The organism is Rhodococcus sp. 05-2254-2, assembly GCF_002259095.1.
In the GTDB taxonomy this organism is placed as follows: Bacteria; Actinomycetota; Actinomycetes; order Mycobacteriales; family Mycobacteriaceae; genus Rhodococcoides.
On the sequence record NZ_NOZJ01000019.1, the window covers coordinates 89950 to 113624 of the forward strand.

A 23675-nucleotide genomic window follows, 5' to 3' on the forward strand; every position below is an offset into this window, starting at 1 on the left:
AATCCGAAGACCTCTCCGCCGGAAACAACTCTGGCGTGACGCCGCACGACTTCGTCACGAAAGGGCGTACGTGGCAGCCACCGATATCCGTCAGACCGTAGATTCCGAAACCGAGTCTGCGACACCTGCACCTGCTGTCAAGGCACCCGCTGCGAAGGCACCGGCAAAGAAGGCACCGGCCAAGCGTGCCGCAGCCAAGAAGGCCCCGGCGAAGAAGGCCGCAGCGAAGAAGACAGCAGCTGCTCCGGCTTCCGACGACGCCGACGAGAGCACTCCCGGGATCGAGGACATCGACATCTCCGAGGGCGACCTCGCCGCTGCCGCCAACGATGTCGTCGAGGTGGTCGCCGCCGGTGACGACACCGAGGAAGACGCCACCGCCGAGCCGACTGCCGAGGACAAGGCGTCCGGCGACTTCGTCTGGGACGAAGAGGAATCCGAGGCGCTGCGTCAGGCCCGCAAGGACGCCGAGCTCACCGCGTCCGCCGACTCCGTGCGTGCCTACCTCAAGCAGATCGGCAAGGTCGCACTCCTCAACGCCGAAGAGGAAGTCGAGCTGGCCAAGCGCATCGAGGCAGGCCTGTTCGCGGTCGAGAAGATGCGAGAGTCCGCGGAGAAGGGCGAGAAGCTTCCCGTTGCGCAGCGTCGCGACATGACGTGGATCTGCCGTGACGGCAACCGCGCCAAGAACCACCTCCTCGAGGCGAACCTTCGACTCGTCGTCTCGCTGGCCAAGCGCTACACCGGTCGCGGCATGGCCTTCCTGGACCTCATCCAGGAAGGCAACCTGGGTCTGATCCGCGCGGTCGAGAAGTTCGACTACACCAAGGGCTACAAGTTCTCCACCTACGCCACGTGGTGGATCCGGCAGGCGATCACCCGGGCCATGGCCGATCAGGCCCGCACCATCCGCATCCCGGTGCACATGGTCGAGGTCATCAACAAGCTCGGACGCATCCAGCGTGAGCTCCTCCAAGATCTGGGCCGCGAGCCCACCCCGGAGGAGCTCGCCAAGGAAATGGACATCACGCCGGAGAAGGTGCTGGAGATCCAGCAGTACGCGCGTGAGCCCATCTCCCTCGACCAGACCATCGGCGACGAGGGCGACAGCCAGCTCGGTGACTTCATCGAGGACTCCGAGGCCGTCGTGGCCGTGGATGCCGTGTCGTTCACCCTGCTGCAGGATCAGTTGCAGTCGGTTCTCGAGACTCTGTCCGAGCGCGAAGCAGGGGTGGTACGCCTGCGCTTCGGTCTCACCGACGGACAGCCCCGCACGCTCGACGAGATCGGCCAGGTCTACGGAGTGACCCGCGAGCGGATTCGTCAGATCGAGTCCAAGACCATGTCCAAGCTGCGTCATCCGTCGCGTTCTCAGGTACTGCGCGACTACCTGGACTGATTCGTTCGCTCCATCTCGAACAACGACCGCCGATCACAGTGATCAGCGGTCGTTGTTCTTTTGCGGCGTGGATGCCGTCACACCTGCGGCACCCCGAACGTTCCGTCCGGCCCCGGCCGATAGTCGACGACCGCGGTCACGGCCGCGATCGGTAGCGGTCCGTACAGGTGCGGGAAGACCATCGACTCCGGATCTGTCGGTACCCCCGGTTCCCACCGAACGGGTGCCGTCAGACGAGCTGTATCTATGCGCAGCAGAACCAGATCCGTGCGCCCGGAGAAGAGCCGATTCGCCGGCAGGTGCACTTGTTCGGGTGTGGACAGGTGCACGAACCCGACGGAATCGTACGAGTCCGGGGTGTATTCGGCCCGACCGCGCATCGCGAGCCACTCCCCTGCCGTGCAGATGTGAACGAGGTCGTCCTGCTTGCTGGTCACCGTTCCATTCTGCAGTGTCGAGTGCGGCTCAGGGCGGTGGAATGTCGGCAACGCCACGATCTCTGCGGGCCGGCAGGCCACCGACGACGACGGCAGCGATGACAGCCACGATTCCCAGAGCCTCGAGAGCCGTCGGAATCTGGGTCAGCACCACGGCACCGACCACCGTCGCCGTCGCCGGAAGCAGCGCCAGCAACAATGCGAAGCGCGCCCGGCCCACTCGCACCAGGACGTACTGATCGAGAACGTAGGGAACCACACTCGACAGCAGCCCGACGCCCAATCCGAGAACCCAGATCCGCCAGTCTCCCAACGCATTCGAGTGCGCGGCCGCGAACGGTCCGAACAACGGCACGGCCAGGAGTACGGACGCGATTCCGAACCCGGCAGCCATGTCGTCGAGTCCCTGGCCTGCGTCGGCAACAGATTTGCCCAGCACGATGTAGGCAGCCCACAGGGCCGCCGAGCCCAGCGCGAACGCGATCCCGACCAGCCCCACCTCACCGCCCTCGAACTGCGCGGAAGCGATGGCCCCGACACCGGCCACCACCAGGAGCAACGCGCACACATCGGCAGGCCGTCTCGACCCGGCAGCAGCGACCGCGATCGGCCCGAGAAACTCGATGGCCACCGCCGCGCCGAGGGGAAGCCGGGCGATCGCCTCGTAGAACATTGCGTTCATGCCGATCGTCGCACCGCCGAACGCGGCGGCCGTGATCGCCCGACGCACGGTCCACGCACCGCCGGTGCCCGCCCTGCGCCGCGACGGCCGTCGCCAGAGCACCAGAACCAGCGCCGCACCGAAGCCGCGCAGCCACGCCACCGCTGCCGGATCGACGACGTCGAACAGGAACACCCCGATCGCCGCGCCGACGTACATACACACCGCGCCGATGACGAACAGGGATGGAATACCGAGCTTCGATGCGCCGGAGAGCGAAGTGGAAGTCGAAGACACATCGGCGACCCTACTGCCGTGGCTCGCGTGAACCGGTATCAGCTCTCAGCGAACACTCTGGGAGATGTTCCTGCTCGTGGGACATGTTTCGTGTTAGTGACAACACAAAGAAACGCGCTCGGGAACAACGCGTGACCGCCATACGTCTGACAGAGTGAACGAACCGCGCCATACCGACGCGGCGGACCGGCCCCAGGCGAACGGGACAACCCGCAAGCCAGTACGGAGGAGTCATGCCCGGAACATTGACCAGCCCACAATTGACAGCAGCGGACCGGTGCGACCGGTGCGGTGCAGGGGCTCGCGCGCGTGTCGTGCTCTCGACCGGTGGAGAACTTCTCTTCTGCGGTCACCACGCCACCGAGCACGAAGCCCGTTTGCGTGAAGTGAACGCAACGGTGATGACCGAATCGGACTCCACGGTGTAACCCACCTTTTGTGTCGGGGGAAACAGGTTCGCCACGATCGACGAACACGAAGAAGACGGACGGTCATCAGACCGTCCGTCTTTTTCGTGCCCGGTTCCGCCCGTGGCCCTACATCTTCCGCAACTGCGCGATTCGCTCGCCCAACTGATCGGCCGACGCCATCGCCGTCGGCGGGCCGCCGCAGATACGACGCAGATCGCCGTGAATCACCCCGTGCGGCTTCCCGGTGCGGTGGTGGTACACCGCGACCAAACTGTTCAATTCACGCCGCAGGCCGGCCAACTGGCCCGCACTGGTGGCCCTGTCGTTGACGACGGCAGGAGCCGGCACCGCAGGGCCCGCAGCGGGCTTGTCGATCTGCTCTTGCTGACGCTGACGCAACAGGTCGCGCATCTGCTTCGCGTCGAGCAAGCCGGGCAGACCGAGATAGTCGGCTTCCTCGTCGCTGCCCGAGAACGTCGCGGTACCGAACGAGGAGCCGTCGTAGATCACCTGATCCAGTTCCGCATCCGCACCCAGCGAGGTGTACGCCTTCTCTTCCTCGCCCAGTTCGTCCTTCTGCTTGTTGGCGTCGGCCAACAGCTCGTCGTCGAAACCGTCTTTCTCCCGGTGCGGTTTTCCGAGAATGTGATCGCGCTGCGCCTCGAGCTGCGACGCGAGATCCAACAGCACCGGTACCGACGGCAGAAAGACGCTCGCGGTCTCCCCCTTGCGCCGAGACCGCACGAAGCGGCCGATGGCCTGCGCGAAATACAGCGGGGTCGACGCGCTCGTCGCGTAGACACCGACGGCCAGTCGCGGAACGTCGACGCCCTCGGACACCATGCGAACCGCGACCATCCAACGCTGATCGCTCTTGCCGAACTCGGCGATGCGAGCCGAGGACGTGGGGTCGTCGGACAGCACGATCGCCGGTGTCTCCCCCGTGATCACCTCGATCAGCTTCGCGTAGGCCCGCGCCACCGTCTGATCGGTCGCGATCACCAGACCGCCTGCATCGGGCATGCCTCCTGCCCGCAGTTGCGCGAGACGCGTGTTCGCCGCCAACAGCACGGCCGGCATCCAGTCGCCCTGCGGATCCAGTGCGGTGCGCCATGCCCTCGCGGTCTGTTCGGCATTGAGCGGCTCACCGAGCCGGGCGGTGTACTCCTCACCGGCACTGTCCCGCCAGCGCGCCTCTCCGGAGTACGCGAGAAACACGACCGGGCGGACGACGCCGTCCGCAAGAGCATCGGAGTAGCCGTACGCGTGATCGGCCTTGGACCGCATCAGGCCGTCCTGATCCGGTTCGTAGTTGACGAACGGAATGGGACTGTCGTCGCTGCGGAACGGCGTACCGGTCAGTGCGAGCCGTCGCGTGGCGTCTCCGAACGCTTCGCGAATGCCTTCACCCCAGCTCTTCGCGTCGCCGCCGTGGTGAATCTCGTCGAGAATCACGAGAGTCTTACGCGATTCGGTGCGCACCCGATGCTTGAACGGGTGCGATGCGATCTGCGCGTACGTCACGACCACGCCGTGATAGTCGCTCGAGGTCTGCCCGGTCGAGTTCGAGAAGCGCGAGTCCAATGCGATGCCGACCCTGGCCGCCGACTCCGCCCACTGGTGCTTGAGGTGCTCGGTGGGCGCGACGACGGTGACCTGATCGACGGTGCGATGGGCCAGCAGTTCGGCAGCCACCCGAAGGGCGAACGTCGTCTTGCCTGCGCCGGGCGTTGCGACCGCGAGAAAGTCCTTGGGCGAGGCGACGAGATACTTCGTCAGCGCCCGTCGCTGCCACGCGCGCAGCGGTGCTCCCCCGCTCGTGGGAGCGGCAGGCTGCTCGGTCGATGGTGGTGTCGGATCGAACATGTCAGCGCTCACTGGCCGCCGGTTCCTGGCATCGATGTAAATTCCTCGCGCTCTCGGTAGCCCTGCAGTGTCCGCCGAGGAGCCTATCGCTCCGCACCGACCGATCCCGCATCGCTGGGGCGAGTCGGATGCGACACGGCTAGTCGGCTGTTAGGCGAAGACGCCTTTCGTCAGGAATGCTGGAGGAACCATGAGCGAGTCTGCAGGCGGAACTCCACCACCGGAACGATTGTCGGCGAGAAAACCGCTACACGCGGTGTGGAAAGTGACTGTGCGCACTCTGAGCAAAGCGTGGGACGATTCGATCTTCAGCAAGGCTGCAACGGCCGCGTTCTGGCAGACGCTGTCACTGCCGCCGCTGCTGCTCGGTGTGCTGGGCAGTCTGGGACTCGTCGGCGGATGGTTCGGACCCAACACCGTCGAGATCATCGAGTCCAAGATCATCACGTTCAGCAACACCCTGTTCAGCGGCAGCGTCGTGGACCAGATCATCGCGCCGACGGTCAAGGACGTCCTCGCTCAGGGCAGCGGAGAGATCGTGTCCGTGGGCTTTCTGCTCTCGTTGTGGGCCGGGTCGTCGGCGATCTCGACGTTCGTCGATTCCATCGTGGAAGCGCACGGCCAGGCCGACGCGCGAAACCCCGTCTGGCAGCGGTTCTTCGCGCTGCTTCTCTACGTGGGTTTCCTGGTGATCGCGGTCTTCGTGCTTCCGCTCGTCGCCCTCGGACCGGTGTACGTGCAGCAGATCCTGCCGGATTCGTGGATCACGGTGGGCAGCGAGCTCGTCGACTTCTTCTACTACCCGGCCGTCGGTCTACTGCTGATCATGGGTTTGACGACGCTGTACAAGGTTGCTCTGCACACCTCGCTGCCGTGGCATCGTCTCCTCGGCGGCGCTCTGCTGGCCGGGGTGTTCTTCATGATCGCGAGCGCGGTCCTGCGTCGATACCTCGGCTGGGTGACGAACACCGGGTACACCTACGGCGCCCTGGCGACACCCATCGCGTTTCTGCTGTTCACGTTCTTCCTCGGCTTCGCCGTCGTGCTCGGGGCCGAGTTCAACGCGACGATCCAGGAGTTCTCACCTGCACGGGCAACACGAATGGACCAGATGCGCGAGTGGATCGCAGCGCAGACCGCAACCGACGACAAGCCGTCGGGGCCGGTGACCGCTGTCGCCCGACGGCTCGCCACGGGGCCGATCAAACTGTCCGGCGACCGCGCCCGCTCGGGGCGTCCCGAGCCGACCCCCGACCGACACCCGGGAGACGGTGCTCAGTCGCCTTTCTTCAGGCCCTCGTAGACCTTCTTGCAGTCCGGGCACACCGGTGATCCGGGCTTCGCCGACTTGGTGACGGGAAACACCTCACCGCACAGCGCGACGACGTGCGTACCCATCACTGCGCTCTCGGCGATCTTGTTCTTCTTCACGTAGTGGAAGAACTTCGGCCGGTCGTCTTCCGTGGTTTCGTCCGGTGCGATATCGGGACGGTCCTTCGTCTGAGTGCTCATGGACACAGATTAATCCGTGAATCCCCATCGAGGGGTAACCGGTTGCACAAGCTCGTTGCAAGCATTCTGTGAGCAGTAGTGCCACAGTGGAGGTATGACGAGAACCCCAGGGTTCGACGGAAGCGCGTACAGCGACTCGCCGGATGGGCCCGTCCTTATCACCGAGGCGCAGCAGTCGGTCGAGGAGCAGCACAAAGCTCGCGTCCGCAAATACATGTTCATCATGTCGTTCCGCATTCCGGCGTTGGTGTTGGCTGCCATCGCGTACGGGATGTGGATGAACCCGTGGATCTCCATGGCAATAGTCGGAGCGTCCATTCCTCTGCCGTGGATGGCTGTGCTGATCGCCAACGATCGGCCGCCCCGCACCAAGGACGAGATGAGCCGGTACGACTACCGGACCGTCGACAGGCCGCAACTGGAATCGAGCAACCACCGGGTGATCGAAGCGGGCGACGACTGACGCACCGGCCCTCGCCGATGCGACACTTGCGTCGTGACTGCACCGAACTCCACGTCCCCGCTCGTCCTCGCCTGCGCCGGTCTTCGTGATGCCTTCGAGCGGGCGGGGTACGACGCCGACGGCGTGCTGACGCTGCTCGGGGACGACGCCCATGCTGCCCTCGGTCGCAGCGAGCCGGTGCCGGTCCGCAACGCCAGTCGGGACGGCGGCGCGCTGGGTGTTCTGGTGCGCCTGTTCCTGCTCGTCGACGACTGCGCCGAGTCCGACGTCGCCGACGCCATCGCACCGTTGACGGTCGACGACGCCGTCTCGGCCGGGATCCTGACCCGTTCCGGGTCGACGGTGCGGACGCTGCTCGACATTCGACCGCTCGACGCCGGACACGGAACCCGATGGATCGTCTCGGATCCGGACGGCAGCATGCGCGTCGCCGAGACTGCTCGCGACCACGTGCTCGGCGTCGGCCAGGCCTCGTTGTCGCTGCTGCGGGGAACCCCCACGTCCCCGGTGACCAGCGTTCTCGACGTCGGCACCGGCTGCGGCGTCCAGGCCGTCCACGCCTGCGACTACGCGGCGCAGGTGACCGCAACGGACATCAGTCCGCGGTCGATGGACCTCGCGGCGGCGACAATGGCGCTCAACGGCCTCGACGTCGAGTTTCTGCACGGTTCGTGGTTCGAGCCGGTTACCGGGCGTCGATTCGATCGCATCGTCGCCAACCCGCCGTTCGTCGTCGGCCGCGCCGAAGTGCTGCATTCGTACCGCGATTCCGGCCTCGATCTCGACGGCGCGAGCGCTCTGATGATCGGCCGGGCCCCGGACCACCTGACGCTCGGTGGTACCGCTGCCATCCTGGCCTCGTGGGTGCACGTCCGCGGCGAGGACTGGCGTGCTCGCGTGGCGTCGTGGCTTCCCGCGCACGGGATCGACGCCTGGGTCGTCGAGCGCGACGTCGCCGATCCCGCGCTGTACGTGGGCACGTGGATGCGCGACGGCGGACTCGATCCCCGCGATCCCGACGCGGCCGCGGTGGCACAGTCCTGGCTCGATCACTTCGCTGCCGCCGACGTGGAAGGAATCGGTTTCGGGTTCGTCTATCTCCGCAGTACCGATGCGCCGACCGACCTTCTGGCCGAGGAGCTCACGCACGGCTTCTCCGACCCGCTGGGCAACGAAGCGATCGAGTACTTCGCGCGGCTGGACTGGCTGCGAGAGCACGACATCCTCGACTCGGTGCTGACTCTGGAACCGAACACCGCACTCGAACGGGTATATCTCCCCGGCGACGAGGGCTGGGCTCCGGTAGCGCTGCGAGTCCATCGCGGAAACGGCCCGCAGTGGCAGCACGACGTCGACGAACTCGGTGCGGCTCTGCTCGCCGGGCTGCGACCCGATGGCCTACCGGTCGGTGAACTGGTGGAGTTGCTCGCTGCTGCGCACGACGAGGACGCAGAGGAACTGGCACAGCATGCGGTGACGATGATGCAGGGGCTCGTCCGGCACGGCCTGGTTCTGCCGGCCCGATGAGTCCCGGACGTCACCCCACGAGAGCGACCGTTCCCGGCGGTTTCACTTCTCAGCAACTTCTCAGGACGAACATGACGTAATCCCTGGTCACGCGGGTATCCACCGGATCGGCGTGGGAACTTATCGGAGTCTCCCGAGCGTTGAACCCTGTGAGACACCACCGACCAGGAGGCAAGTCATGACCAGCCCCAGCACCACGATTCGTCCACGGCCGACCGACGCCGATCTGGACGCCCAGAGCCCAGCAGCCGATCTCGTTCGCGTGTACCTCAACGGAATCGGCCGCACCGCGTTGCTGACGGCTGCCGAGGAAGTAGATCTGGCCAAGAGGATCGAGGCTGGTCTGTACGCGAAGCAGGTTCTCGAGAACACGAAGAGGTTGAGCGCGGTCAAGAAGCGCAACCTCGCCATCATCGTTCGCGACGGCAGTGCCGCCCGCAGCCATCTCCTCGAAGCGAACCTTCGCCTGGTCGTGTCTCTTGCCAAGCGCTACACCGGGCGCGGGATGCCCTTGCTGGACCTGATCCAGGAGGGCAACCTCGGACTCATCCGCGCGATGGAGAAGTTCGACTACGCCAAGGGCTTCAAATTCTCGACCTACGCGACCTGGTGGATTCGTCAGGCCATCACCCGCGGGATGGCAGATCAGAGCCGCACGATCCGGCTCCCTGTCCACCTGGTCGAACAGGTCAACAAGCTGGCCAGGATCAAGCGTGAACTGCATCAGCAGCTCGGCCGCGAGGCAACGGACGAGGAGCTGTCGAGCGAATCGGGTATCGCGGTGGAGAAGATCGCCGACCTGCTCGACCACAGCCGCGACCCGGTGAGCCTGGACATGCCGGTGGGCAGCGACGAGGAAGCACCCCTCGGCGACTTCATCGAGGACTCCGAGGCGACGTCCGCGGAGAATGCCGTCATCGCCGGACTGTTGCACAGCGACGTTCGCGTCGTTCTCGGCACTCTCGACGAGCGGGAGCAGCAGGTCATCCGTCTCCGATACGGCCTGGACGACGGACAGCCCCGCACCCTCGATCAGATCGGCAAGCTCTTCGGGCTCTCCCGTGAGCGTGTCCGTCAGATCGAGCGCGAGGTGATGGTGAAGCTTCGGCAGGGCGACCGCGCCGAGAAGCTGCGGTCCTACGCCAGCTGAACGTCACCACCGACCGGTGGCGCAGCGGTGATCATCCCCGCTCGCGCCACCTCGTGCGGTAGCCGAGTCGACGTCCTCTCCCCCTGGGACGTCGCCTCGGCTTCTGCCTTTTCGAAGCCGGTCTCGGTCAGCGCAATCGACGCGGGCCCAGATCGGCCTTGGTCGGTTCCGGACCGATGCGAACGCGCGCATCGGTGATCTGTGCGCCGTCGGCGGACGCCAGAACCGGCTCGCACGAGATCTCGCGAATGTCGGCGATATCTTCTGCCAGTGCCGAGATCCGCTGCACGAGGTCGATCAGGGCATTCTTGTTGACGGGCACCGCATTGCGATATCCGGACAGCAGCGGAGCCGCCTTGGGCGCGTCGATCAGCTGCGCGGCCTCGTCCTCGGTCAGCGGAAGTACCCGATAGGCACGGTCGCCCAGCAGGTCCGAGATGACGCCGGCCAGACCGAACGAGATGAGCGATCCGAACGACGGGTCGTCCTGTACGCGTACGACGCAGCCGATTCCCTTGACCGCCATGCGCTGGACGTGCAACAACGGCTCGCCCGAGTCTGCCGCCAGATTGCGATACGCCACCCGCACCGCGGACGCGTCCGCCATGTCGAGGCGCACTCCACCGAGATCCGGCCGGTGCCGCCACCGTTCACCGGTCGCCTTGACCGCCACCGGGTAGCCGAGTTCGTCTGCCGCTGCGACGGCCTCGTCCTCGTCGGTCACCGTCCGGAAAGCGACGACGTCGAGTCCGTAGCAGCCCAGCAACTCGGCGGTTTCGAAGTCGGAGAGCCACCGTCCGTGACTGCCTGCCGAACGCCAGCCCTCGACCAGCTGCTTGGCGCGTTCGGAATCGATGCTCTTGGGCCGGACCAGGTTCGACACCGGTCGCGACCGCCACGCGGAGTAGCGCCACGCGGCGGCGAGGGCGGCAACCGCTCGCTCCGGGCTCGAGTACGAGGGCACCGAACCGCGGATGGGGTATCCACCCGGCCCCCGGACCGCCAGGACGTCCGGAATGCCCTCGGTAGCGAGGAACGTCGAGAGTACGGGCTTGTCGGATCCACGGACGGCGTTGCCGAGCGCGGTCGCGAACGGCTCCACCTCCACCGCCACCGGGGGTACGAACACGACGATGACAGCGTCGATGTCCGACGCGGCCAGTGCCGACGACACGGCCGCGGCGAAATCCTCGGGACCGGCCTGCGGACCGACGTCGATCGGGCTGCTCGCATGCAAGCCCTTGGCCCGCGCAGCGTCGACCGCCAACACCCCGAGCGCGGTCGAGTTTCCCACCACGGCAACCCTCGGTCCGACGGGCAGCGGCTGATTTCCGAAGAGCACCGCGCAATCGAAGAGTTCCGAGATGGTGTCGACCTGGATGACTCCGGCCTGAGCGAACAGTGCGCGCACGATGGAGTCGTCGATGTCGGCACCGATCGCATGTGCGGGCGGCACGGCCCCGCGGCCGCTCTTGACCGCGATGATGGGCTTGCTGCGCGCCACCCGTCGGGCGATCCTGGTGAACTTCCTGGGATTACCGAAGCTCTCGAGGTACAGCAGGATCACCTCGGTGGCCGGGTCCGAATCCCAGTACTGCAGTAGATCGTTACCGGACACATCGGCGCGGTTTCCGGCCGAGACGAAGGTCGACAGTCCGAGCCTGCGGTTGGCGGCCTCGTCCAGAATCGCGATGCCGAGGGCACCGGACTGACAGAAGAACCCGACGTTGCCCGGAGTGGGCAGATGCGGAGCCAGAGTGGCGTTCAGACCGAACTCGGGATCGGTGTTCGCCACACCGAGCGCGTTGGGCCCGATCAACCGCATTCCGTGCGCCCTCGCCGCGAGCACCAGCCTGCGCTCGCTCTCCTGCCCCGCGGGTCCGGTCTCGCCGAATCCACCCGACACCACCAGCAACGCTTTGACGCCCTTGTCGAGGCAGTCGTCGAGTACCGCGTCGATCGCATCGGCCGGTACCGCTGCGATCGCAAGATCGACCGGATCCGGGATGTCGTGCACCGTGGCGTAGGCGCGGACCCCGCGAACCGAACGATGGTCGGCGTTGACGGGATAGACGGGCCCGGTGAAGTTGCCCGCCAGCAGATTCGCCAGAACGGCGTTGCCCACCTTCGAGCTGTCCGTCGACGCTCCGATCACGGCCACCGATCGTGGGCTCAGTACATTGCGCACACTGCGGGCCTCGGCGGCACGCTCACGGGAATTGCGCACCGACAGCAGAGCTTCGCTGGGGTCGATGGCGAACTCCAGTCGCAGCACACCACCCTCGAAGGACCGGCTGACCTGGTATCCCGCTTCGCGGAAGACGGTGACCATGTTCCGGTTCTCGGCGAGCACCTCGGCGACGAACATGTTCACACCGTTCTCGGCGGCCGCTCCGGCGAGGTGTTCGAGCAGGATCGGACCCAGCCCGCGACCCTGGTGTGCGTCGGCGACGACGAAGGCCACCTCGGCGGAGTTGCCGTCTCCCTCGGGCAGTCGCTCGTAGCGGCCGACCGCGATGATGTCGTCACCGAGCACTGCGACGAACGCCACCCGGTCGTGGTGATCGACCGTGGTGAAGTTGAGCACGTCACGCTGCGGCATCGTGGGGTACGGGCCGAAATACCGCAGGTATCTCGTCCGCTCGGACAACCGGCCGTGGAATGCGACGATCCGTTCGGAGTCCGACGGGACGATGGGACGCAGGTGCACCACACCGCCGTCGGAGGTCAGGACGTCGGCAACCCAGTGCCGCGGAAAGGATGTTTCCGCTCGCTCTCTGGCCAGGTCCTTGTCGCTCGGTTCCTGGTTGCTCGGTTCCTGGTCGCGCGGTTCCTTGTCACTCGGGTCCGACGCCGCAACGGCCGGCTCCTCGTCCGAGGGGCTGTCGGTCGGATCAGTCACGCGGGTCCTCCGGATCGAGTCCGAGCAGTGGAAATACTGCTCGACGGGTGGCGATGATGGCCGAGTCGACGCGCTCGAGCGCCCTGTCGGTGCCGTCGGTCCCGGCGAGGGATCCCCCGGGTCCGTCCCAGGCGGGATAGTCGACGTCTCCCCCGTCACCCATCGTCTGCGGGAGGTCGACACTCGGTGCCATGGTCCGTACTCGCTCCCGCCACGTGTCCGGCAACGCCGACATCGGGTCGATGTCGCGACCGAGCGCGGCAGCGATGAGGTAGGTCCAGGCCCGTGGAACGACGCGCACCAAGCCGTACCCTCCGCCGCCGACGGCCAACCACCGACCCTCGGAATGTTTGTCCGCCAGATCACGCATGGCCAGGAATGCCGCATTCTGGCCGTCGACGGTCAGGGCCAGGTCCGCGAGGGGATCCTCGCGGTGGCTGTCGACACCGCACTGGCTGACGATGATCTGAGGCGCGAACGCCGCGATCGCACCCGGCACGATCGCGTGGAACGCGCGCAGCCACAACCGATCCGCGGTGCCGGGCAACAATGGAACGTTGATCGAGGTTCCCTCACCGCGTTCGGCTCCCACCTCGGTCGACCATCCGGTGTTCGGCCACAGCGTCGCCGGATGTTGGTGCAACGAGACGGTGAGCACTCTCGGGTCACCGAGGAATGCCGCCTGAACGCCGTCCCCGTGATGAGCGTCGACGTCGATGTAGGCGATCCGGTCGAACCCGTTGTCCAGCAACCACGAGATGGCGATCGCGGCGTCGTTGTAGACGCAGAAGCCGGAGGCCCAGTCGGCCATCGCGTGGTGCATGCCGCCGCCGATGCTCACCGCGCGTCGAGCACGTCCCGACGCGATTTCGCGGGCGGCGGCCAGAGAACCACCGGCGAGCATGGCGCTCGCCTCGTGCATCTGCGGAAACACCGGGTTGTCGTCGGAACCCAGTCCGTGGACGACGTCGTCGGGATCTCGCAGAGCCGGGCCCTGCGACGGTGCCTGTTTGACGGCCTCGATGTAGGCGCTGGTGTGAAATCGGAGGAGCTCGGAATCGGGCGCGGCAGTGGGCTCGACGAGTTCGACGCCCGCGAGCAGGCCGATGTCGGTGGCGAGTGCCATTGTCAGATCGAGTCGAGTCGGATTCATCGGGTGGTCGTCGCTCCACCGGTAGCCGAGGTAATCCGCGCTCCACACGACGATGTCCTCGGGGCGGTTCGGGATGGGCGCGGCGGCGCGTGTCGCCTGATCAGACATACGGACAAAACTACGTTGTCGGACGGGATGGTGTTGCCGGGTTCCGGTGTTGTCCCCACAGTCCCGTTGTGAGAAGCCATGGGAAACGGCGTACGCCGTTGTGGTGCGCCGCGCCCGCTGCGGCTGGGTGCAGCGCTCATTTCGGGGCGCTGACGGTAGGATCGAGCCCGACGAAGGGGTTGAGTGTGAAGGATCTGGTCGACACCACGGAGATGTACCTCCGGACGATCTACGATTTGGAAGAAGAGGGCGTGATTCCGCTCCGCGCGAGAATCGCCGAACGGCTCGAACAGAGTGGTCCCACCGTCAGCCAAACCGTTGCTCGGATGGAGCGAGACGGGCTGTTGTCCGTCGCAGGCGATCGACACCTCGAGCTGACCGAGAAGGGCCGAAGCCTGGCGGTCGCGGTCATGCGCAAACACCGTCTGGCCGAACGTCTGCTCGTGGACATCATCGGTCTGCGCTGGGAAGACGTGCACGCCGAGGCGTGCCGTTGGGAACACGTGATGAGCGAGGAGGTCGAGCGACGTCTGGTCACCGTCCTGAACAACCCGACCACCTCGCCGTACGGCAACCCGATCCCCGGTCTGGAGGAACTCGGTCTCGGCCAGTCGACTCTCGCACCGGAAGCTCTCATCCGCCTCACGGATGTGCCCGTCGGCCAGCCGACCGCTGTCGTCGTGCGACGCCTCGCCGAGCACGTTCAGTCCGACCCGGAGGTCATCGCTCAGCTTCGCGAAGCAGGCGTGGTCCCCGATGCTCGGGTTACAGTCGAAGCCAAGCCCGGGTCGGTCACGATCACGGTGCCAGGACACAGTGGTGTCGACATATCCGAGGAAATGGCGCACGCCGTCCAGGTGAAGAAGGTCTGACCTCACACCGACGACGGCGTCGGACGCGTGTGAGGGAGAACGAACAGTGAAGCTTCTGGTTACCGGTGGTGCTGGCTACGTCGGCAGCGTCTGCGCGGCTGTGCTCGTCGAGCGCGGTCACGAGGTCGTGGTCGTGGACAACCTGTCCACCGGTAACCGGGACGCCGTGCCCGGTGGTGCCACATTCGTCGAAGGCGACATCAAGGACGTCGCCGCGGACGTACTGATCGGCGGCGGGTTCGACGCCGTCCTGCACTTCGCCGCGCAATCTCTCGTCGGCGAGTCGGTGGTCTCGCCCGACAAGTACTGGAGCGGAAACGTCGTCACCTCGCTGGCGTTGCTCGATGCCATTCGTGCATCCGGCACCGCGAAGCTGGTGTTCTCCTCGACCGCCGCCACGTACGGCGAGCCCGAGAAGACCCCCATCACCGAGGACGCACCCACCCGCCCCACCAATCCTTACGGTGCCACCAAACTCGCGATAGATCACGCGATCACGTCGTACGCCGCGGCCTACGGCCTCGCCGCCACGAGCCTTCGGTACTTCAACGTCGCCGGTGCCTACAACGGTTTCGGAGAGAATCGCGTCGTCGAGACCCACCTGATTCCGCTCGTGCTCCAGGTCGCACTCGGGCAGCGCGAGAAGATCTCGGTGTTCGGCACCGACTGGCCCACTCCGGACGGTACGGCTGTTCGCGACTACATCCACGTCGCCGACCTCGCCGAGGCGCACATACTCGCTGTCGATGCCGCACAACCGGGCGAGCACACCATCTACAACCTCGGCAGCGGCACCGGATTCTCCGTGCACGAGGTCATCTCGTCCTGCGAGCGCGTCACCGGTCTGCCCATCGCCGTCGAACATGCTCCCCGTCGTGCCGGTGACCCTGCCGTGTTGATCGCCTCGAGCTCGCGCGCAGTCGAGGAGTTGAAATGGACGCCGGAGCTGACCGATCTCGATCGGATCGTGGCCGATGCGTGGACATTCCTGCAACAGCTCGGCGATCGGTCGCACGCGGCGCGCTGACCCACTCGCCTGCCGATCGTCGATGTACTCGACTGCCGTCACCGTCGACCGAAGGGGTCGCCGGGGAGCCGAACTCCGCAGGCGCGAGCACACGCGAAGCCGCTCTCGGCCACTTCCCGAACGAGATCGGGACCTGCGCCGGCGCTGAGCGACCGGTCCAGCAGTCGCGCCAGCGAGTAGTTCTCGTCGGCTTCCAGTGCCGCATCGATCGCGATGCGGGCCATCGGTCCGTCTCCGCGGACGTACGCGCTGAAGGCCAGAAGTGTTGCGGCGATGGCTCGTTCGGCCTTCGGCAGGACGCGGGACATCCTCGCCCAGAACTCTTCGACGAATCCCGCGTCGTCACCGAGAGTCAGGGCCAGCAGTGCGTCACGCACCTGGACATGACCGATCGCGAGTGCGATCCGAGCGATGTCGGTCGGATCCAATTCGGTGTCGTACGGCGCTCGCGCGACGTACGACAGCACCGACGTCAGCTCGTCGGTACGAGATCGAATCCCGTCCCGTCGTTGTCGCGAGATCTCGGCGGCAACGGCCCGCACGGTCGCGTCGGGGCCCGGCGCGATGGTCTCGGCCAGCTCGGACCTGGATCGTCTGACGGAGTAGCCGTCGAGCACGCGGGCCACGGTCATCGGCGACGCCGACGGATCGGACATCAGGCCGTGCCGCTGTGGTCCGCGCAACGTCCACCAGTCGGCGGATTCGGCGATCTCCGACGCCGCAAGGGCCTCACCGAGCTGCACTCCGAACGAGGCGAGTGTGGCGTCGAGTTCGGTCACCAGTGCTTCCACGTCGAGTAGATGCGATGTCCGGACGGTTCGATCGAGCCTGTCGTCGACGAACACCGCCATGACCGCGGGAATGTTCTCCATCGCGCAGTAGCCGGCCAGGTAGGCGATGACGTCGAGCATCTCCGGGGTCGCGCGGGTGTGACCGCCCGCGCGCCGATCGATGTGATCGCCGGCCAGGACGAGGTCGTGACGCATCGTGGGTCCGACGCTCGCACCGCCGTCCTTGACCGCGATGAGCACCATAGATCGGTGCGGGTGGAACCCGAGCATGGCCGGTACCGCGGTGATCAGGTCGCTCGGGTGGCCGAGCCGCACGCGATGGCGGGAGTCGAAGTTGCCGTGAGAGTTCGTCGGTGTGTACATACCGGAGAATCCTGGCCGGGGTCCCGACGATCGAAAGAGTCTCGACCTGGGCTTTCGTACTGCCCTGTGGAGAACTGCCGTGCTGTGGATGAATCGCGTCGCCGGCGCTGTGTCCGACCGATTCGTGTCGGTGTCGTCTGCTAGTGCTGCGTCAGCTCTGGCCGACCTTCTGGACTGCCGCGGTGAACAGCTCGTCGAGGGTCATCGCATCGGGCGTGCCCGAGCCGAACGACATGAACGTGGCCGACACTCGCACTTCGTCGATCTGGGCCATCAGTGTCAGCATCGATTGGGTTACGGCGTCGCCGCCTGCTCCCGATGCGACGGTCTGCCGGACGGCCAACGTGTCGTCCGCATCGATGGGCGGTGCAGGCGTCAGAGTGGAGGTCACCGTCGAGGTCGCGCCGGACTTGGTTGCGGTCACCTCGGCGCACTGTTCCAGTTGCTCCTTGCGCGCCGAGAGCGGTTCGTCCACCGCGGTCAACTCGATCGAGATGGTGGACCGGCTGTCGTTGTCGGTGCCGACGATCATGGCCGTGCCCGTCGGGCCGAAATCCTGGTCGGCAGGCTTGCATCCCGCCGGGCTGACCTCGGCACCGGCAGGAATTCCGCTGAGATCGGGTGCGGCTTGCGAGATCGCCTGCTGGGGCAGCACCAGGGCGTCGTACGGTGCCGGGAAGCTGGACGGATCGATCAGCAGCGTGTTCAGATCCACGCCGGACTCCGGCGTCGAAGTGGGGGCACCCGCGCTGGGCTCGGGAGTGCCGGTGACCGTGGAACTGCAGCCGACCAGCACGAGAGCTGCGATCGCTGCCGAGGTCGCGGCGATGGACAGGCGGGTTCTGCGTGCGGCGGGGCTCACAAGACGTCCTCTTCGGGTCGGTGGAACGCCGCAGCACACGCTCCGGCGTCCCACCACTGTCTCATTCCGACCACCTCGAACGCGGCAGGCGACCCACCGCGGTGTCGCAATTCAGCTGCCGCGGGCGATCCATTCCTCGAGGTGCGGTGCTTCGTCGCCGATGCGCGTCCCGTCACCGTGGCCGGTGTTGACTCGGGTCTCGACGGGAAGCGCGAAGAGCCGATCACGGATGGACCCGATGATGGTCGGGAAGTCCGAGTACGACCGTCCGGTGGCACCCGGGCCGCCGGAGAAGAGGGTGTCGCCGCTGAACAACTCCCCCGCTTCCGGCAGGTACAGGCACGTCGATCCAGGTGAGTGCCCGGGCGTGTGCAGCGCCAGGATGTCGGTTCCGGCCACCGTGATGCGCTGACCGTCCTCGAGGGTCGAGTGCCCGACGCCCGGGTGCGTCTGTTCCCACAGCATGTCGTCGGCGGGGTGCAGCAGAATCGGCGCGTCCAACGTATCGGCCAGTTCCGGTGCCACGGTCACGTGGTCGTTGTGGCCATGGGTGCAGATGACGGCCTTGACCGTCCGGCCGGCAACCGCGTCGACGATCGGGGCCGCGGTGTGCGCTGCGTCGACGATCACCACCTCGTCGTCGTCGCCGACCAGCCAGATGTTGTTGTCGACGTCCCAGGTGCCACCGTCGAGGCTGAACGTGCCCGAGGTGACGACGTTCTGGACTCGGAACTTCCCGCTCACAGGACCACCACCGAACGCAGGACGGTGCCCTGATGCATCTTCTCGAAGGCGGCTTCGACGTCGTCGATGGTGATGCGTTCGGTGACGAACTTCTCGAGCGGCAGACGGCCCTGCTGATACAGATCGACCAACTGCGGGAAGTCGCGCTCGGGCAGGCAGTCTCCGTACCAGGAGGACTTGAGCGATCCGCCGCGGGAGAAGAAGTCGATCAGCGGCATCTCGAGGGTCATCTCGGGTGTCGGCACGCCGACAAGCACCACGGTTCCGGCGAGGTCGCGTGCGTAGAACGCCTGCTTCCAGGTCTCCGGGCGACCGACGGCGTCGATGACGACGTCGGCACCGAAGCCTCCGGTGAGCTCCTGGACTGCTTCGACGGCGTCGACCACCGAGGAGTCGACGGTGTGGGTGGCTCCGAGGCCCAGTGCCCATTCGAGCTTGCCCGGGTCACGATCGACCGCGATGATCGTCGACGCGCCGGCCAGGCGTGCTCCGGCGATCGCGGCATCGCCCACTCCGCCGCAGCCGATCACGGCCACCGAATCCCCACGCGAGACGTTGCCGGTGTTCATCGCCGCTCCCAGACCTGCCATCACGCCACAGCCGAGCAGTCCGACCACGGCGGGATCGGCGTCTGCGGCGACCTTGGTGCACTGGCCCTCGTGGACCAGGGTCTTCTCGGCGAATGCGCCGATGCCCAGCGCCGGGGTCAATTCGGTACCGTCTTCGAGGGTCATCTTCTGTGCTGCGTTGTGGGTGTCGAAGCAGTACCACGGAGTGCCGCGCTTGCAGGCTCGACATTCGCCGCACACGGCGCGCCAGTTCAGTACGACGAAGTCTCCGACCTCGACGTGCTCGACGCGGTCGCCGATGGTCTCGACGATTCCGGCCGCCTCGTGTCCGAGCAGGAATGGGAATTCGTCGTTGATGCCGCCTTCGCGGTAGTGCAGGTCGGTGTGACACACCCCGCAGGCCTGGATCTTCACGACGACCTCGTTGGGCCCGGGATCGGGGATGGTGATCGTCTCGATGGAGACGGGCTCGCCCTTGCTCTTGGCGACGACGGCGCGGACCTGCTGCGGCATGTGTTCCTCCACTGAAAATCGGGTGTTTCGTGCTCTGTTCAGCCTCGCACAACGCATCAGCACGTGGCGACATCTGCATGGGTTCGACGCACCGAATCATGGAGTTCACAAGGTTGTGACCGGGTGGGCACGCAGTCTTTGCGTGCGAGCGGTAACTATGACGAATGTCTGAACCCATGGAGTACGACCTGGTGGTCATCGGCTCCGGCCCCGGTGGCCAGAAGGCGGCCATTGCGGCTGCGAAGCTCGGCAAGCGGGTGGCGATCGTGGAGAAGGGCCACATGCTCGGCGGGGTCTGCGTCAACACCGGGACCATTCCGTCCAAGACGCTGCGCGAGGCCGTTCTGTATCTCACGGGCATGAATCAACGGGAGCTGTACGGGGCGAGTTACCGGGTGAAGGCCGATATCACTCCTGCCGATCTGTTGGCCCGAACCCAGCACGTGATCGGCAAGGAGATCGAGGTGGTGCGTTCGCAACTGCTCCGGAACCGCATCGAGCTGATCACCGGCGTCGGCAAGTTTCTCGACGCGCACACCATCGTCGTGGAGGACGAGACGCGGGGTGAGCGCATCACCGTCGCAGCCGCCAACGTGGTGATCGCCACCGGCACCGCTCCTGCCCGTCCGGCCGACGTCGCGTTCGACGACTATCGAGTGCTCGACTCGGACGGAATCCTCAATCTCGAATTCATTCCGGCGTCGATGGTCGTCGTCGGGGCCGGCGTCATCGGAATCGAGTACGCGTCGATGTTCGCTGCCCTCGGAACGAAGGTCACCGTCGTCGAGAAGCGGGATTCGATGCTCGACTTCTGCGATCGAGAGATCATCGAGTCGTTGCAGTTCCACCTCCGCGATCTCGCGGTGACGTTCCGATTCGGCGAGGCGGTGACCGCGGTCGACGTCGGGCCGAACGGGACCGTGACCACGCTGGCGAGCGGCAAGCGCATCCCGGCCGAAACGGTGATGTACTCGGCCGGTCGGCAGGGCCTGACCACGGCGCTGGATCTCGAGAACGCAGGTCTGGAGGCGGACGCCCGGGGTCGGATCTTCGTCGACGAGCACTTCCAGACCAAGGTCGATCACATCTATGCCGTCGGCGATGTCATCGGGTTCCCGGCATTGGCCGCGACGTCGATGGATCAGGGCAGGTTGGCCGCGTATCACGCGTTCGGCGAGTCCGACGCGAAGTTGACCGACGTTCAGCCCATCGGTATCTACTCCATCCCCGAGGTCTCGTACGTCGGAGCCACCGAGGTCGACCTGACGAAGGGATCGATCCCCTACGAGGTCGGGGTATCGAGGTACCGCGAACTCGCCCGGGGGCAGATCGCCGGCGACTCGTACGGGATGTTGAAGTTGCTCGTCTCCACCGAGGATCGGTCGATTCTGGGCGTGCACATCTTCGGGTCGGGTGCGACGGATCTGGTGCACATCGGGCAGGCGGTGATGGGGTGCGGCGGCACCGTCGACTATCTCGTCGATGCCGTGTTCAATTACCCGACGCTGTCCGAGGCGTACAAGGTCGCCGCCCTCGACGTCACCAACAAGATTCGCGCGCTGGCCAACTTCGACCGCTGATCGCCTCGAGTCACCGAGAGCCCTCGGCGCAGGATGGGCGACCGTCCGGGAATGAACGGCAGGCAATCGGTTGTTCTTGTCGGTAGTGATTCGCCACGTTCGACGTCGGCGCGTACACGGCGCGAGCCGAGGGTCGGCGTATTCTGGCTCGAATCTCGCGTCGAGGTACCGACGAGTCGATCCGAAAGGGGCCAGGCCATGACCGAACAGTCGAAGATGTACGAGCTGGAGTTTCCGGCACCGCAAATCTTCTCCAACGACGGCGTCGGACCCGTCCTGGTGCACGGCCTGGAGGGTTTCTCCGACGCAGGTCACGCGGTGAAGTTGGCCACCACCCACCTGCGCGAGAGCCTGGAATCGGAGCTGGTCGCGTCGTTCGACGTCGACGAGTTGATCGATTACCGGTCCCGCCGGCCGACGATGACGTTCAAGTCCGATCATTTCTCGGACTACGACGCTCCCGAACTGAACCTCTATGCCGTCAAGGACAAGTCGGGCACTCCGTTCCTGCTGCTCGCCGGTATGGAACCGGACCTGCGGTGGGAGAAGTTCACCACCGCTGTCAGGCTCCTCGCCGAACAGCTCGGTGTGCGCCGCACCATCGGTCTCGGCTCGATCCCGATGGCCATCCCGCACACCCGGCCACTCGGTGTGACAGCCCACGCCAGCGACAAGGAGCTGGTCAAGGAGGGCAACAGCTGGGCAGGTGATCTGCAGGTACCGGGCAGCGCCTCGTCCCTGCTCGAGCTTCGGATGGCGCAGCACGGTCACGAGTCCATGGGTTTCTCGGTGCACGTTCCGCACTACCTCGCACAGACGGACTACCCCGGTGCGGCCGAGACGTTGCTCGAGAACGTCGGTGAGGCCGCCGACCTGGATCTGCCGCTTGCCGCCCTGGGTGAGGCCGCGGCGCGAGTTCGGGAACAGGTGAACGAGCACATCACCGGGAACGAAGAAGTCCAGTCGGTGGTGCAGGCGCTGGAGCGTCAGTACGACACGTATGTCGCCGCGCAGGAGCAGCAGTCGACGTTGTTGGCCAGTGACGAGCCACTGCCGAGCGGCGACGAACTCGGGGCCGAGTTCGAGCGCTTCCTGGCCGAGCAGGCAAATCTCGACGAGGAAGAGGACAACACCGAGCAGTGACAGTGTGAGTGGTCACAGAACATGATCGATTCGTCGGGCATATAGGACAGTCCGGACCGATCGAAACATACCTGTAACCGCAAATACGCTCGATGTTCTGCCCCGAGCGTCATCTCGTGCGAGAGTCGTAGCAACACGTACTCCGGTACGAAAGTCCACACACTCGTGCACGGCGTCGCCGTTCTGTGCCGCATCGCGCGGTGCACCAGGGAATTTCAGGAGGCGCAGATGAGCACCAATCCGCGCAATCGCAAGCTCCGCCCGGTTCCCGACGAAGAACCACGGCTGATCTTCCGGACCATTCACGGATACCGGCGGGCATTCCGCATGGCCGGCGAAGGTCCGGTTCTGCTGTTGATCCACGGTATCGGTGACAACTCCGAGACGTGGAACGAAGTCATCCCGCACCTCGCGAAGAACTACACCGTCATCGCTCCGGATCTGCTGGGTCACGGTCGCTCGGACAAGCCGCGTGCGGATTACTCCGTCGCCGCGTACGCCAACGGCATGCGCGATCTGCTCTCGGTGCTGGGCATCGAGCACGTCACCGTCGTCGGTCACTCACTGGGCGGCGGCGTCGCCATGCAGTTCGCGTACCAGTTCCCGGGCATGGTCGACAGATTGGCTCTGGTGTCCTCCGGTGGCGTCACCAAGGACGTACATCCCATTCTTCGACTCGCGTCCATGCCGTTTCTGAGCGAGGCCGTCAAACTGCTCCGCCTACCCGGCGCGATCCCGGCGGTGAAGCTGGCGGGTGGCCTGCTGAGCAAACTGCACAGCTCTCCCCTGCGACCCGGATCGCTCCTGCACGACACTCCGGATCTGATCCGCGTGCTGAGCGAGCTCCCGGCCCCGACGACGTACGAGGCGTATCTGCGGACCTTGCGCGCCGTCGTGGACTGGCGCGGCCAGGTGGTCACGATGCTGGACCGCTGTTATCTCACCGAGAATCTCCCCGTTCTGCTCGTGTGGGGTGACCAGGACTCGGTGATTCCGGTCAGTCATGCGCGCCTCGCCCACTCGGCCATGCCCGGTTCCACGTTGGAGGTGTTCGAGAATTCCGGACACTTCCCGTTCCGGGACGATCCGATGCGCTTTCTGCAGGTCGTCGAGGACTTCATCGATTCCACACCGTCACTGACCTTCGACGAGGTGCGGTGGCGCAACCTGCTCATCACCGGTGTCGGTGAGGACATGATCACCGGAAGCGCCAGCACCCGGATGGCCGTTCTCGGCGCGATGGGTTCCGACGAGCGCAGCGCGACCTGAGGCGTCGCGACGGACGCTCGGTGTCGATGCGGGTTCGGCCGTCGATCCCACATAGCC

21 protein-coding genes are annotated in these 23675 nt (G+C 65.8%); 11 read left to right on the top strand and 10 right to left on the bottom strand.

Annotated elements, in window-relative coordinates; translation table 11 throughout:
- The first annotated feature begins 70 nt into the window (after positions 1-70).
- The gene (locus CH283_RS20110; protein WP_068050647.1) at positions 71-1399 is read left to right on the top strand and encodes an RNA polymerase sigma factor; all 1329 of its coding nucleotides are present in this window, start codon (positions 71-73) and stop codon (positions 1397-1399) included.
- Between the two features lie 77 nt (positions 1400-1476).
- On the opposite strand, the gene CH283_RS20115 is transcribed toward CH283_RS20110, so the two are convergent.
- Positions 1477-1836: a DUF952 domain-containing protein gene (locus tag CH283_RS20115; protein ID WP_068050648.1), complete on the bottom strand. Its 360-nt coding sequence runs from the start codon at positions 1834-1836 to the stop codon at positions 1477-1479.
- Positions 1837-1864: 28 nt separating this feature from the next.
- Positions 1865-2794, bottom strand: a complete 930-nt coding sequence (locus CH283_RS20120) for an EamA family transporter (RefSeq protein WP_094642021.1) — start codon at positions 2792-2794, stop codon at positions 1865-1867.
- A gap of 233 nt (positions 2795-3027) precedes the next feature.
- Here CH283_RS20120 and CH283_RS28845 point away from each other — a divergent pair, with 233 nt between their 5' ends.
- Positions 3028-3222, top strand: a complete 195-nt coding sequence (locus tag CH283_RS28845; RefSeq protein WP_027496884.1) for a DUF7455 domain-containing protein — start codon at positions 3028-3030, stop codon at positions 3220-3222.
- A gap of 108 nt (positions 3223-3330) precedes the next feature.
- On the opposite strand, the gene CH283_RS20130 is transcribed toward CH283_RS28845, so the two are convergent.
- Positions 3331-5070, bottom strand: coding sequence for a DEAD/DEAH box helicase (locus tag CH283_RS20130; protein WP_094642023.1), 1740 nt, complete (start codon positions 5068-5070; stop codon positions 3331-3333).
- A gap of 190 nt (positions 5071-5260) precedes the next feature.
- Here CH283_RS20130 and CH283_RS20135 point away from each other — a divergent pair, with 190 nt between their 5' ends.
- Complete coding sequence (locus CH283_RS20135; RefSeq protein WP_255183274.1) at positions 5261-6373, top strand: YihY/virulence factor BrkB family protein; 1113 nt, start codon at positions 5261-5263, stop codon at positions 6371-6373.
- Here the strand turns inward: CH283_RS20135 and CH283_RS20140 are convergent.
- Positions 6346-6582 carry a DUF3039 domain-containing protein gene (locus CH283_RS20140; protein WP_068050652.1) on the bottom strand — a complete coding sequence of 79 codons (237 nt, stop codon included), beginning with the start codon at positions 6580-6582 and terminating at the stop codon, positions 6346-6348. The two genes, CH283_RS20135 and CH283_RS20140, sit on opposite strands and share 28 nt — an antisense overlap.
- A 94-nt stretch (positions 6583-6676) precedes the next feature.
- On the opposite strand from CH283_RS20140, the gene CH283_RS20145 reads away from it, so the two are divergent.
- The 3 genes from CH283_RS20145 to CH283_RS20155 all read left to right on the top strand — a co-directional run bounded on the left by CH283_RS20145 (position 6677) and on the right by CH283_RS20155 (position 9722).
- On the top strand, positions 6677-7045 hold the full coding sequence (locus CH283_RS20145) for a DUF3099 domain-containing protein (protein ID WP_068050653.1): 369 nt from the start codon (positions 6677-6679) through the stop codon (positions 7043-7045).
- 33 nt (positions 7046-7078) lie between these two features.
- Positions 7079-8572: a DUF7782 domain-containing protein gene (locus CH283_RS20150; RefSeq protein ID WP_094642027.1), complete on the top strand. Its 1494-nt coding sequence runs from the start codon at positions 7079-7081 to the stop codon at positions 8570-8572.
- Between the two features lie 178 nt (positions 8573-8750).
- Positions 8751-9722 carry a sigma-70 family RNA polymerase sigma factor gene (locus CH283_RS20155; protein WP_032377730.1) on the top strand — a complete coding sequence of 324 codons (972 nt, stop codon included), beginning with the start codon at positions 8751-8753 and terminating at the stop codon, positions 9720-9722.
- A 127-nt stretch (positions 9723-9849) separates the two neighbouring features.
- Here the strand turns inward: CH283_RS20155 and CH283_RS20160 are convergent, their stop codons facing one another.
- Positions 9850-12507, bottom strand: a complete 2658-nt coding sequence (locus CH283_RS20160) for a bifunctional acetate--CoA ligase family protein/GNAT family N-acetyltransferase (RefSeq protein WP_094642396.1) — start codon at positions 12505-12507, stop codon at positions 9850-9852.
- A 109-nt stretch (positions 12508-12616) separates the two neighbouring features.
- Positions 12617-13885, bottom strand: a complete 1269-nt coding sequence (locus CH283_RS20165) for an acetoin utilization protein AcuC (protein ID WP_068050656.1) — start codon at positions 13883-13885, stop codon at positions 12617-12619.
- 185 nt (positions 13886-14070) lie between these two features.
- Between CH283_RS20165 and CH283_RS20170 the strand changes: the two genes are divergently transcribed.
- Positions 14071-14757 (top strand): metal-dependent transcriptional regulator, encoded by a 687-nt coding sequence (locus tag CH283_RS20170; RefSeq protein WP_068050657.1) that lies wholly within the window; start codon positions 14071-14073, stop codon positions 14755-14757.
- Between the two features lie 46 nt (positions 14758-14803).
- A complete protein-coding gene (gene galE, locus CH283_RS20175; RefSeq protein ID WP_094642029.1) occupies positions 14804-15784 on the top strand; it encodes a UDP-glucose 4-epimerase GalE in 981 nt (326 codons plus the stop codon).
- Positions 15785-15822: 38 nt separating this feature from the next.
- On the opposite strand, the gene CH283_RS20180 is transcribed toward galE, so the two are convergent.
- The 4 genes from CH283_RS20180 to CH283_RS20195 form a co-directional block, all read right to left on the bottom strand.
- Complete coding sequence (locus CH283_RS20180; RefSeq protein ID WP_068050659.1) at positions 15823-16938, bottom strand: DUF4192 domain-containing protein; 1116 nt, start codon at positions 16936-16938, stop codon at positions 15823-15825.
- Positions 16939-17089: 151 nt separating this feature from the next.
- Positions 17090-17800: a DUF5642 family protein gene (locus CH283_RS20185; protein ID WP_094642031.1), complete on the bottom strand. Its 711-nt coding sequence runs from the start codon at positions 17798-17800 to the stop codon at positions 17090-17092.
- 111 nt (positions 17801-17911) lie between these two features.
- The gene (locus CH283_RS20190) at positions 17912-18544 is read right to left on the bottom strand and encodes an MBL fold metallo-hydrolase (protein WP_068050660.1); all 633 of its coding nucleotides are present in this window, start codon (positions 18542-18544) and stop codon (positions 17912-17914) included.
- Positions 18541-19626 (bottom strand): S-(hydroxymethyl)mycothiol dehydrogenase, encoded by a 1086-nt coding sequence (locus CH283_RS20195; protein WP_068050661.1) that lies wholly within the window; start codon positions 19624-19626, stop codon positions 18541-18543. The genes CH283_RS20190 and CH283_RS20195 overlap by 4 nt, the downstream gene beginning before the upstream one ends.
- Positions 19627-19790: 164 nt before the next feature.
- Between CH283_RS20195 and sthA the strand changes: the two genes are divergently transcribed.
- The 3 genes from sthA to CH283_RS20210 all read left to right on the top strand — a co-directional run bounded on the left by sthA (position 19791) and on the right by CH283_RS20210 (position 23618).
- Positions 19791-21206, top strand: a complete 1416-nt coding sequence (gene sthA / locus CH283_RS20200) for a Si-specific NAD(P)(+) transhydrogenase (protein ID WP_068050662.1) — start codon at positions 19791-19793, stop codon at positions 21204-21206.
- Positions 21207-21404: 198 nt separating this feature from the next.
- Positions 21405-22349 (top strand): proteasome assembly chaperone family protein, encoded by a 945-nt coding sequence (locus CH283_RS20205; protein WP_094642033.1) that lies wholly within the window; start codon positions 21405-21407, stop codon positions 22347-22349.
- Between the two features lie 228 nt (positions 22350-22577).
- Positions 22578-23618 (top strand): alpha/beta fold hydrolase, encoded by a 1041-nt coding sequence (locus CH283_RS20210; RefSeq protein WP_094642397.1) that lies wholly within the window; start codon positions 22578-22580, stop codon positions 23616-23618.
- Positions 23619-23675 lie beyond the last annotated feature (57 nt).

Coding starts and splice junctions, on each gene's coding strand:
- CH283_RS28845 (WP_027496884.1), top strand. CDS start 3,028: ATGCCCGGAACATTGACCAGCCCACAATTGACAGCAGCGGACCGGTGC.
- CH283_RS20130 (WP_094642023.1), bottom strand. CDS start 5,070: ATGTTCGATCCGACACCACCATCGACCGAGCAGCCTGCCGCTCCCACG.
- CH283_RS20135 (WP_255183274.1), top strand. CDS start 5,261: ATGAGCGAGTCTGCAGGCGGAACTCCACCACCGGAACGATTGTCGGCG.
- CH283_RS20140 (WP_068050652.1), bottom strand. CDS start 6,582: ATGAGCACTCAGACGAAGGACCGTCCCGATATCGCACCGGACGAAACC.
- CH283_RS20145 (WP_068050653.1), top strand. CDS start 6,677: ATGACGAGAACCCCAGGGTTCGACGGAAGCGCGTACAGCGACTCGCCG.
- CH283_RS20155 (WP_032377730.1), top strand. CDS start 8,751: ATGACCAGCCCCAGCACCACGATTCGTCCACGGCCGACCGACGCCGAT.
- CH283_RS20165 (WP_068050656.1), bottom strand. CDS start 13,885: ATGTCTGATCAGGCGACACGCGCCGCCGCGCCCATCCCGAACCGCCCC.
- CH283_RS20180 (WP_068050659.1), bottom strand. CDS start 16,938: ATGTACACACCGACGAACTCTCACGGCAACTTCGACTCCCGCCATCGC.
- CH283_RS20195 (WP_068050661.1), bottom strand. CDS start 19,626: ATGCCGCAGCAGGTCCGCGCCGTCGTCGCCAAGAGCAAGGGCGAGCCC.
- sthA (WP_068050662.1), top strand. CDS start 19,791: ATGTCTGAACCCATGGAGTACGACCTGGTGGTCATCGGCTCCGGCCCC.
- CH283_RS20205 (WP_094642033.1), top strand. CDS start 21,405: ATGACCGAACAGTCGAAGATGTACGAGCTGGAGTTTCCGGCACCGCAA.
- CH283_RS20210 (WP_094642397.1), top strand. CDS start 22,578: ATGAGCACCAATCCGCGCAATCGCAAGCTCCGCCCGGTTCCCGACGAA.